The sequence below is a fragment of the Pseudomonas sp. 05T35 genome, assembly GCF_056396605.1.
In genome coordinates, this window is sequence record NZ_JBFTLU010000182.1 from 1 (window position 1) to 10559 (window position 10559).

Below are 10559 nucleotides of genomic sequence, written 5' to 3' on the forward strand. Positions count from 1 at the left end.
TAGACCATGTCACTGACCAGCACGTGTTCCGACTTGCCGGCAACCGTCAGCCAACTGCTCTGCAATTGCCCTTGAACTGTGTAGGCATAGCGCCGAGCATGTCCAGCGGCATCAAGATGCTCAAGCACGCCACCCAGCGCGTCGTACTGCCAGTGAGTACTGTAGATTTTGTCCGCCTCCTGCTCCAGCAAGGCATTCTGTTGGCTCTCGGCGACAGGCCACCCAGGGTGATCCAGTGCTGCCAGAAAACGCCGTGATTCCGTGAGCGGTTCCCCTTGCAGGTTGTAGTCGGGCACCTCACGCGTACCGGCAGTGTCCGCATGGCGAATCAACCGACCACACTGGTTTCGAGCGCTGACCTCTGATTCAGCCGAGCCGTAATAAAAACGCTCCACACACTGCATGGCGGTATTGGGCGAGGTTTGCTCGATACTCAGTGGCCGGCCCATCGGGTCGTATTCAAAGCAAGTTGTATTCCCCGCCCCGTCCCAGTTCTGCCGAACCTGCCYGGTGTCATCCTGCAATGCCAACCGCCAACCGGCATCAACGCTGATGGTTAACACGGGTTGTCCAGACAAGCCAGGAACGCGAATCATCGAGGCAATCGGTGTACCGCCTGAGCCCAAACGCGGGTCCCAATTCGCCAGCGATCGACCGGCCGCATCAAAAGTCTCGCGCGTTATTCGCGTCTCAGGCCGCACATCGCTGCTGGTCTTGCGGTAATAGGCTACGGACGCCACGGCCAGGCCACGAGCGTCGACTACCGCCAGCATGGGTGTATTGCGGTGYACAGCGTACTCGGGTTCCATCGACAGACTCTCGATGCACAATCATCGCAGGTTAGACGAACATGCTGAGGGCCGCTTGAAACGGGTTCGACTCTTTGGCGAGAGACCGCAGAAACACGGGCTTCGGACATTTCCTGCACGCTGTAGCGGTTTTGGTGAACTTGTGCCGGGTGGGCCAGGCGAATAGCCTTCGTCTGTCGCTGCAAAATCAGTGGCAAGGGTGTGGAAGCCCTTCAAAAAAATCTAGGTGCACGAGCGCCTCTAAATTCAAGCAGGCGCTTTTCCTTGATTTGGTTTCAGGAACAAGCCAATGAAAAAGATCACCCCCAATCCCCCCGCCTCCATCAGCCGTCTCTTCACCATCAGCCCTGACGTCGACACCGAAACCCTGCTGATCCACACCTCCGAAACCCTCGCCTCGCTCAATGCCATGGCCACCGATCTGGCCTTTGAACTCGAAGGCTCGCGTCGCAGCGTGGCGTTGGCGATTCAGCAGTTGACCGTGCTGGGTGAGTTGATGGTCAACCGGGCACTGGAGCACCTCGATATGCCTGATTTGGCATCCGGCGTTCGCCATTGAGTGTTCAGGTTCGTTTATCCAATGGAGGTACAGCCATGGCTCGCGTTAATGCCCATCACCGGGATCGACAACAACTTTCACTCGCTGGTTATCGACACCGAAGCACCGCTCGACGTGCTGCACGACACTGCCGCCTACCGCATCAGTGCGGTGACGCAGTTGCTGGAGAATCTTGCCCTGCGTGAAGCCCCCCACAACGATGCCGTCGTTTTGCAGGACTTTGCACGGGTGTTGGCGATTCCGCTGCGCGACGGTTGTGATTTGCTGGATGTCATTGGTCGACGACTGCAAGCGCAGGTGTCGGCGCAGTAATGAAAATAGGCGATCTCAGGGGTTAATGCCGGTCTGTAAAGGAAATGCATTCTGTAAAACGAAGCAAGCCCCCTGTGGGAGCGAGCCTGCTCGCGATAGCGGCGTGACAGTCAACATTGATGCCGAATGTAAAAMCGTCATCGCGAGCAGGCTCGCTCCCACATTTTATCTTTGCTGTTTCGAACTTTGCGTTCACTTGATTGACCGTCATCAACCCCTGGGGTCATCCATTTTTCTGTGTTGCAACACCCCTCCCCTCACTTCGCCCCGCTGACAATAATCTTCCCAATCATCTGCGGGTGCAGTGCGCAGTAGTATTCAAACGTCCCCGGCGTATTGAACTGATAGGAAAACTGGTCGTTGGTGTCGAGCGCCGCTGAATGGAACACGTTGTGGGTTTCCTTCACCGTATGGACCGTTTGATCGTCGTTGACCCAGGTCACTTTGGTGCCCACCGCTACCGTCACGTCCTTGGGCGCAAACATGAATTCCTTGATATCGATTTTGATCCCTTCTGCCCACGCCGGTATCGACACCATCAAGCAACCCAAGACCACTACACGCAGTAAATGCTTCATGTCAGCGCCGTCCTCAAACGAGTGTCGAATCGATCAATGCCAATGGATGATCGCCCTGCGTCGCCTTGACCTCGGTAATCCCCAGGTAGTTGCGCAGTTGATCGGCTGCCACGGTCATCGGTCCCGGTGCTGGCCCGACACCGGGTGCGGGTTGCGGGTAAGCCGTGCCGCGTGCGGTGTGGAAGGTGATGTTGCCCTCGACTTTCTGGATGACCTGATGGATGTGACCATTGAGGACCGTCACCGAACCGTATTTGCGCAGCATGGCGATGGCCTGATCGCCGTCTTCGGTGCCCCAGCCCCATGGCTGGTAGATCGTCCACAATGGAATGTGGGTGAACACCACAACCGGTGTGCTGGTACTCACCGCCTTTAAATCATCTTGCAGCCAGGCCAGTTGCTCGGCACCGAGCGTGGCCTCATGGCCGGCCTGGAAGTTGAAGACATTGACCAGCGCGATGAAGTGCACGCCGTGGTCGTTGAAGCTGTACCAGCCATTGCCTTTGGTGCCTTTGCCATAGCGCTCGAGGTAGAGCTTGCCGCCGCCCTCATCGAGGGTGTCGTGCTCGCCTGGAATGTAGTGCACGGTTGAAGGCAGGCCTTTGAGCACAGATGCGGCCGTATCGAATTCCTCGGGTTTGGAGAGGTGGGTGATGTCGCCCGTGTGGAGGATCAGCGAAGGCCGTTTCGGCAGCGCAATAACTTTGTCGATGGCGACCTGCAAGGTCTTCAGCGGTTCGGGATTGGCGTCCTTGTTGAAGCCGATGTGCGAGTCGCTGATTTGTACGAAGTGGAAGGTGCTGTCCAGCGCTTTCGGGTCCTTCACCTGGCCATCTTCGCCCAGGGCGAACGCTCGCGGAATGCCACCGCTCAATGCCCAGATGACACCGGCACCCGCCCACGCCGAGCACTTGAGCAGGTGCCTGCGGTCGGGGTCCAGGGGGCCGTCTGTACGTTTTTCATGTGATGCCGGACGAATGTTCATGGGAACGCCCTCGTAGCGGTCTACATTGATGAACTGACAGGATGTACAACCGCGCCGGTCGGGGTTTTATTCCCGGGAAAAAAATATTTTTCATTCCGGGAATAAAACGCAGCGAATCCGGGTTATAGGGGGCAAAGGCTGGGGCACTATGAAGCGATTTGAGGAGCTGCTTGCACCGCATATGGATGCCGCTTACAACCTCGCGCGCTGGCTCACCGGCAGTGACAGCGCGGCACATGATGTGGTGCAGGAAAGTGCACTCAAGGCGTTCAGATTTCTGCATCGCTTTGCCGATGGCAATGCCAAGGCCTGGTTCCTGACGATCGTCCGCAACGAGAGTTACAACTGGCTAAAGGGCTCGGCCAGCCATCGTTGGGTCGCCATCGGCGATGAAATCTCGCAAGACAACGTTGCCCTGAGCCATAGCCAGACACCGGAGCTGCTCGCCATGCAGGCCGAAGACGCTGCACGGGTTCAACAGGCACTGCGCGCCCTGCCCCCGGCTTTTCGCGAAATGATCGTCCTCAAGGAATTGGAGGATATGCCCTACAAGGACATCGCGAAGGTGGTGGACATACCTCTGGGAACCGTCATGTCAAGACTGGCCCGGGCTCGCGCCATGCTCAAGCTGGAACTACTGAAGTTGCAAGGCCATGAATGAGATCAACTGCACGGTCTGCCACGAATTGATTCATGGCTACCTGGACCATGAACTGGATGCAACGACCACTGCAAACGTTGCCGGGCACCTGTCGCACTGTGCCGACTGCCAACGCGTGCATGATGAAATGCAACGGCTGATCAGCAGCGTCAAGGCCTATGCGCCGTATTACGCGGCGCCCGATGCGCTGATTCAACAGATCTTCGTCAATCTCCCGTCACCGACCTCTCCCTGGCAAGTGGTGAGAGATGCCACGCGAAAGTGGCTGGCACCGGTTTTTTCCGCGGTCGCGCTGGCCATGGCCCTGGTGTTGTATGTGGCCACGCCTTCGCCTGAGCAACCCTGGCTGGACGAAGCGGTGTCCAGCCATGTGCGCTCGTTGATGGCCCAGCACTTGAACGATGTCGTATCGTCCGACCGGCACACGGTCAAGCCCTGGTTTACCGGCAAGCTGGATTTTTCGCCACCGGTGTTCGACTTCTCGGCACAGGGTTTCCCTTTACTCGGCGGGCGCCTGGATTACCTGCAGCACCAGACGACCGCTGCACTGTCTTACGGGCGGGCGAAGCACATCATCAACGTGTTCATGGTGCCGACGACAGAAACCGATCAGCCCCGGAAAAACCAGTTCATCCGCGGTTACAACGTGGTCGCGTGGCAACACAATCACATGCGTTTTATCGTGATATCCGATCTGGAAAAAAACGAACTGGAAGTCTTCAGCCAGTTGCTTGAACAGGGGGCTTTTTAACGGCAGGCGTTACGTGAAGGCTGCGGCGCGATGAGGCGCGTCATGAAATGTTGTTTATCGCGCCTGGAGGAAGGTGTTCGCCCAGTGTTATGGCCTGGCAATCCATGCACCGGTAAAGAGCCCCGACACTGGGCGAACGGGGGGATTTTAATGCAACGCGAACGTCCTGTCCGTTGAAAGATTCTGAATTAATCTGCCCACCCTATTTCTGCCAAATTGTTTGTAACGAAAAAAAACGAACCAGTTCGACCACCCTTGATTCCCTGAGCAAGAGCGCAAAGATAGCGGGCAGCGCTCTGGATCAGTACCCGGTCATTTCCAGATACCCGTTGCCGGCATGGCTGCCGCTCAGTTGCACCGGCCCCTCCCAGTAGGGAATGCGCAAATCCATCCAGGCCCCGGGGTTCAGCGCGCTGCTGGTGATATCCAGGCCTTTGCCCGGGACCTTGATCGACCAGCGCGTCGGCAAACGCCGCCCGGCCACCTCGGAAGACGCCAACGGCGTGAGGCTGATCTCGTCTCGCGAGAGTTGCACAACGCTGCCATCCGGGTTGATCCAGCTGCCGGTCAGGTACACCCCTGCGTCCTTCTGTCGAATCCGATACAGCATCACTTGCGCGCCACTGTCCAGGTGCAGGGAAAACCAGTCCCAACCGGTCTGGCTCGCCGTCAGTGGCTGACTGCTCCACTCACGGTCGAGCCACGCCCGGCCACTGACCTGATACGTCGTGCCGTCGATTTCCAGGCTGCCGCTGGCCTGGAAGAACGGCTGGCTGTAGTAGTACGACGCCTGGCCCTGCTCGGATTTTTGACTGAAGCCCTGCTCGCCTTGCAGCACCAACGGCCTATTTGAGGTGAGTCGCAGCCGATAGTTGAAACCCTTGCCGCTGGCCTGCATGTGCATCTCGGCCAAAGGGTTCACGGTGTCGGTTTGAGTGTTCAGGCGCCAGTCATCGATCCACGCCGCAAACGGCACGCTCTGAACCCCGGCCTGGCCGACGCCACCGCGGGCATAACGCTCGGCGGCGTGATGAACGGTCGCCGAGGTCACTGCCGCATGACCGAGCCAGACGATCTGGCTGGCCCAGCCGGGTTGCTCGGGCCCGGCCTTTAGCGCATTGCGAAACAGCGTCCACTGCACGCCAAATTCCCGGCCCTGCGGGTCCTTGAGGTTGGCGGTGATGTACCACCACTCGACGCGGTAACCGTCATGAGCACCATGATCGGCCGGAAAGCTGAATACCCGGCTCGGCGTCACCTGCTGGAACGCCGCCGCTTCACTGCCCAGCCCGGCGAAACTTTCGTTGTGCGTCGATGAGTCATCGCAACCAGTCAGTGCCAGCAACAACACGCCAACGGCCCAGTTAATCCTCATGGGCAAAGCTCCTCAGCAGGTCCGCCGGTTGCGTGCGATAGAGCTTGAACAATGGCCAGGCCGAGGCCAGTAACGTCGCCAACATCGCCAGCCCCATCAATTCCACGAGTTGCAGCGGGAACACCCGCAACGGCAGGCGCCAGCCGAACGCCTGAACGTTGATCACCGTGTCCAGGCACCAGGCCAGCGCCAGTCCCAAGGGTAACGCCACCACCAGCGTGAGCAGGGCCAGTAACCAGGTCTGCCCGAGGTTGAGCAGCATCAGTTGTCGGCGCGTCACGCCCAGCGCCCACAACGGTGCCAGTTGCCCGAGACGGCTCTGACTCTGGGTGAGCAAACTGATGAACAGCGCCACACCGGCCACGCCGAGGGTCAGGCTGTTGAGCGCCGCCGTCGCCGCGAAGGTCCGTTCGAACACCTGCGTCGACCAGCCCTTGAGCCGGGCCTGATCGACAATGCGGCTGTCGTCCAGGGCAAAGCGCGTTTGTAGCGCCGTCAGCAGCGCGGGGATTTGCGCCGGATCGAGACGCAGGTTGAAGCGACTCGGCGTCAGTTGCGGCCAGTAACGCAGCAGGTGTTCGGCGTTGACCAGCAAGTGCCCCTTCGGGTTGCCGTAGTCGGCATAGATTCCGATCAGTTGCGGTGACCACGCGCCTTGAGGTGTGGGAACGCTCAGACGGTCACCGAGCCGCAGCTTGAGTCGACGGGCCAGTTGTTCGCTGAGCATCACCGTGTCATGCGCCACCAACTGATCCCAGGGACGCTCACCCAACGCGTCAAGCAACGGCCAATGTTCGCGATAGGTCGGATGGTCGATCACCCCGTAAAGGTCCGCCGGCCAGCCCTGCAACGACACCGCAACCTGCCAGCTCGGCAACACCGCGCTGAGCTTTTGCTCCGGCAGCCACTGCTGCAGTTCGGTGGCCTGTGCCGGGTTCTGCGGGTTGACGTAAAGCTCGGCAGTCAGCCGTTGCTCCAGCCAGTCACTGAACGTCTGACGAAAACCGGCGGTCATGCTGCCGGCCCCGATGTTGGCCGCCAGCGCCAACAGCAGCGCCATCAAGGCCAGGCTCAGGGCTGGCAACTGCTGACGGCAATCGGCGAGAAACCATTGCCCCAGCACCGACCGGCTGCGCCGCACGAGCCGATTCAATACAGCGTCGAGCAGCACCGGCAAACTCAATGCGGCACCGATCAATAACGCAGCCATCAACACAAAACCACTGGCCAGGCTGTCCCCCCACGTCAACGCAATCAGTCCGATCGCCGCAGCGACTGCGGCCACCCAACCCTGACGCCGCAACCAGCGCGCATGAGCCTGATGCCAGGCTTGCGGATTGGCCAACGCCAGCAACGGCAGCTGCGCTGCCCGCAGCAAACTGTTGGCGCCGGCCAGCAGTGCGCCGAGCAGGCTCAATCCGAGTCCGCTGAACCACCACAGCGGGCTGAGGCTCAACTGCCCCGCCACTTCGGCACCATACAAACCACGCAAGCTGGCGGCCACGTCCGGCAACAGCAGACTGGCCAACAGGTAGCCGCTGACTACCCCGGCCATCCCGCCGAGCAGTGCCAGCCCACCCAATTCAAGGCTCAGGCAGAAGATCAGCGTCCGCACGCTGACCCCACAGGCGCGCAGGGTTCTGAACAACCCGCGACGTTGCTCCAGCGCCAGACCAATAGCCGCGTGGACAATGAACAAGCCGACCACGAACGACAGAAACCCCAGCGCGTCGAGGTTCAGGTGAAAGCTTTCGGTAAGCCGCGCCAGATTGTTTTCCTCGCCGCTGCGCTTGAGTTGCAACTGCCCCGTCAATTCGCTGGGTAGCTGAGGCTCGGTGGCGGCGAAATCCCTGGGCAACAACAGTCGCGACAGCTGTGCCGGCAAACCCAGCACCTGCTGGGCAACTCCGATGTCCACCAGCAATACGCCGGGGGCCATGTCGACCTGACTGTGCAACGGCGGCAAGGTCTGCCCGTTGAGGTTTTGCGGTTGGTCGCCGTCACGTAAACCGAGCGCCTGCAAGGTTGACGGGGCAATCCAGGTACGGCCCGGCGGGCCGACAAAATCGACCATCTGCGCCATGTCGAGGTGTTGTCCGGCCAGCGCCGAACCGCTGGGCAACGACAACGGCTCGATACGGGGTTCACCGCCAATCAGTTGACTGGCGCGGGCGTAACTTTCTCGCGCCTGACTGTTCAGCGCCTGTACCCCGGTCAGCAGGCCGGTGGCCAGCCAGAGCCCAGTCAGCACACTGAAAAACTGCACCGGGTGCTGACGCCAATGGCTGAGCAGCGCTCGCAAGGTTTCACGCAAAACGTCCATATCAGCGTTGGCCTGTGTCGACCAGGCGTCCACCGTGCAGCAGCACTTTTTCTGCCAGCCGTGCGGCGACCCGTGGGCTGTGAGTGACCATCAACAAACTGCTGGGGCTGTCATCGAGCAGCTCCAGCAGCAAGTCGAGCACCTCGTCGCTGGTGTGTTCATCGAGACTGCCGGTCGGCTCATCGGCCAACAGCAGACGCGGACGCGACGCCAGCGCCCGACCGAGAGCAACCCGTTGCTGCTGGCCACCGGACAATTGCTCCGGATAACGTTGGAGTAAATCCCCCAGCCCCAGCCGCGCCACCAGGTGCGCCTGCCAACGCAGGTCATGACGCCCGGCCAGACGTGCCTGGAATACCAGATTTTCCTCGACCCGCAGGCTGCCAATCAGGTTGTACTGCTGGAACACCAAGCCGATTTCAGTGCGCCGCCAATTTGCCAGTTGCCCTTCGTTCATCTGCTCGAGGCACTGATCGCCCATACGGATGCTGCCGCGATCAACCTTGTCGAGCCCGGCAATCAAGTGCAGCAAGGTGCTCTTGCCACTGCCGGATTCGCCCATCAGCGCCAGACTGCTGCCTTGCGCCAAGTGCAAGTCGACACCTTGCAACACCGCCAACGGACCTTGCGGGGTGGCGTAGCTCTTGAACACGCCGTGCACTTCAAGCATGGGAACGCTCGTTCAACAGAAGGTGAGATCAAGGATAGCGGACAGGATTGAACGCCCAAGTCTCCCCTTCGCGCAGGAGCTGGCGCAGCCTGCGATCTTTTGACGTTCCGATGGCCCCCGGAAAGATCGCAGCCTTCGGCAGCTCGTATGCACCGGTGTTCCCCCCCAACTCCTACGGAATGGCGGCGGCAACGGCCGATGGTGCCTGGTCAGGGATCACAATGGTCTTGAGATCGATATGACACCATGCAGGCTTCGCCCCCAGCCGTGCATTGAAGCGATAGTTGAAGGTGAAATCATCGTCGCTCGGCTGACTCAGCGGCTTGCCGTAGATCGGTTCGATCACCGCCAGGTCATAGCCCTTCAGCGGGCCGCGGCGCTGATGATCACTGTCCGATATTGGTACACCGTTTCTTGGATGCCGAACCAGCGTCTGGCGGATGTGGGCGCTGATGACTGGCCATTTCTTGACACTATCAGCACGCACTTAAAGCGCAAGAAATGCCATCTAACGTGCAAAAGCGTCAAAAAACAGATGACTCAAAAATGACACACCTACATCTTGTCAACCCTTGTAACTCAAGCTTTACGACCGTTTATCGTTTTCTTTACAGCGTCTGCAATGCCTCAACCACAGGCAGAGCCGCTGTCTGACGGCACTTGATGGCAGATCGCCTAACTCCTGACCATTTTTCAACATGAGGAACACGTCAGTTTGCTGACACGGTTTGTCCACGCTGGGCTATACCCCGACATAGTAGAAAGCTTCTTTCAGGGAGGATCTCCTGGGTGAGTGGCGTGCTAGTGAGATCACGGCTGGCGGCTCATATTCCGCATTGACCTCCAAGGGGGGGTGAATTCGATGAAGATGTATTTGAGCAAAGTTGGCAAAGACGCCTGGGTCGCGCTCCTTGCAGTCTGTTCTGTTGGCTTGGCGGCCTGCTCCTCGCCGGCTGAGAAGGCCAGCAAGTATTACGAGGAGGGTCTGGCGCTGATGGTTCAGGGCGACTTGCTCAAGGCTCTGGCACCAGGAGAGCTGCCAATGTGGTGCGAATCATCGAAGCTGCAGTACACCGCCGATGGATCATTCAACGCTGACAAATTAATTAATAATTATATCTTCATTGCCTTTTATTATTTAATAGATAAGCGTTTTGGATTCTCAATTTAATGAGGTCTAATGATGATATTCGAACCCAACAGTAGCCGCTCCATACTCCAGCGACGAAGCAGTACCAGTAACGCTATTCAGGCCGGTCTCGATTTTGTTGCTGTGATCGGTATTGCATGGTATTTGATCGATTATCATATCGGCGTTATAACGCAGGCTTATGTCATTATGCTCCTGTTGCTGCTTGGGGCGTTGGCCGTCGTGTACGACCATTATGCTATTTACCGAAGCAATGTTGGATTCACCGTCAAAGCATTTAAACTTTTGAAGGCGTGGCTTGCCGCTTTTGGTTTTCTCGTTGTCATGGCCTTTCTGACCAAACAAAGTGAACAGTACTCGCGCTTATTGGTTGCGCAGTTATTTAT

The 10559-nt window shown here is 58.7% G+C and carries 10 protein-coding genes and 3 pseudogenes; 6 read left to right on the forward strand and 7 right to left on the reverse strand.

Features of this window, described 5'->3' with window-relative positions; translation table 11 throughout:
• Positions 1-809, reverse strand: a pseudogene (locus AC1DH9_RS15375) (RHS repeat protein); the annotation flags it as partial.
• Positions 810-1098: 289 nt separating this feature from the next.
• Between AC1DH9_RS15375 and AC1DH9_RS15380 the strand changes: the two are divergent.
• The gene (locus AC1DH9_RS15380) at positions 1099-1368 is read left to right on the forward strand and encodes a DUF6124 family protein (protein WP_427536485.1); all 270 of its coding nucleotides are present in this window, start codon (positions 1099-1101) and stop codon (positions 1366-1368) included.
• A 48-nt stretch (positions 1369-1416) separates the two neighbouring features.
• The gene (locus AC1DH9_RS15385; RefSeq protein ID WP_427536483.1) at positions 1417-1680 is read left to right on the forward strand and encodes a hypothetical protein; all 264 of its coding nucleotides are present in this window, start codon (positions 1417-1419) and stop codon (positions 1678-1680) included.
• 257 nt (positions 1681-1937) lie between these two features.
• Here AC1DH9_RS15385 and AC1DH9_RS15390 read toward each other — a convergent pair whose 3' ends face one another.
• Both AC1DH9_RS15390 and AC1DH9_RS15395 read right to left on the reverse strand, forming a co-directional pair.
• Complete coding sequence (locus AC1DH9_RS15390; RefSeq protein WP_427536481.1) at positions 1938-2258, reverse strand: plastocyanin/azurin family copper-binding protein; 321 nt, start codon at positions 2256-2258, stop codon at positions 1938-1940.
• 13 nt (positions 2259-2271) lie between these two features.
• Entirely contained in the window at positions 2272-3243 is a 972-nt protein-coding gene (locus tag AC1DH9_RS15395) for a metallophosphoesterase family protein (protein WP_427536479.1), read from the reverse strand.
• Positions 3244-3391: 148 nt separating this feature from the next.
• Here AC1DH9_RS15395 and AC1DH9_RS15400 point away from each other — a divergent pair, with 148 nt between their 5' ends.
• The gene (locus AC1DH9_RS15400; RefSeq protein WP_347929614.1) at positions 3392-3904 is read left to right on the forward strand and encodes a sigma-70 family RNA polymerase sigma factor; all 513 of its coding nucleotides are present in this window, start codon (positions 3392-3394) and stop codon (positions 3902-3904) included.
• Complete coding sequence (locus tag AC1DH9_RS15405; protein WP_427536477.1) at positions 3897-4655, forward strand: anti-sigma factor family protein; 759 nt, start codon at positions 3897-3899, stop codon at positions 4653-4655. Before AC1DH9_RS15400 ends, AC1DH9_RS15405 begins: the two co-directional genes overlap by 8 nt.
• A 301-nt stretch (positions 4656-4956) precedes the next feature.
• Here AC1DH9_RS15405 and AC1DH9_RS15410 read toward each other — a convergent pair whose 3' ends face one another.
• The 4 genes and pseudogenes from AC1DH9_RS15410 to AC1DH9_RS15425 all read right to left on the reverse strand — a co-directional run.
• Positions 4957-6030 carry a lipocalin-like domain-containing protein gene (locus AC1DH9_RS15410; protein ID WP_427536475.1) on the reverse strand — a complete coding sequence of 358 codons (1074 nt, stop codon included), beginning with the start codon at positions 6028-6030 and terminating at the stop codon, positions 4957-4959.
• Positions 6020-8353 (reverse strand): ABC transporter permease, encoded by a 2334-nt coding sequence (locus AC1DH9_RS15415; RefSeq protein ID WP_477808379.1) that lies wholly within the window; start codon positions 8351-8353, stop codon positions 6020-6022. Before AC1DH9_RS15415 ends, AC1DH9_RS15410 begins: the two co-directional genes overlap by 11 nt.
• Position 8354: 1 nt before the next feature.
• Positions 8355-9023, reverse strand: coding sequence for an ABC transporter ATP-binding protein (locus AC1DH9_RS15420; RefSeq protein WP_427536471.1), 669 nt, complete (start codon positions 9021-9023; stop codon positions 8355-8357).
• 172 nt (positions 9024-9195) lie between these two features.
• A pseudogene (locus AC1DH9_RS15425) lies at positions 9196-9390 on the reverse strand (sulfatase-like hydrolase/transferase); the annotation flags it as partial.
• Positions 9391-9885: 495 nt separating this feature from the next.
• On the opposite strand from AC1DH9_RS15425, the gene AC1DH9_RS15430 reads away from it, so the two are divergent.
• Positions 9886-10194, forward strand: a complete 309-nt coding sequence (locus tag AC1DH9_RS15430; protein WP_427536469.1) for a hypothetical protein — start codon at positions 9886-9888, stop codon at positions 10192-10194.
• 12 nt (positions 10195-10206) lie between these two features.
• A pseudogene (locus AC1DH9_RS15435) lies at positions 10207-10559 on the forward strand (undecaprenyl-phosphate glucose phosphotransferase); the annotation flags it as partial.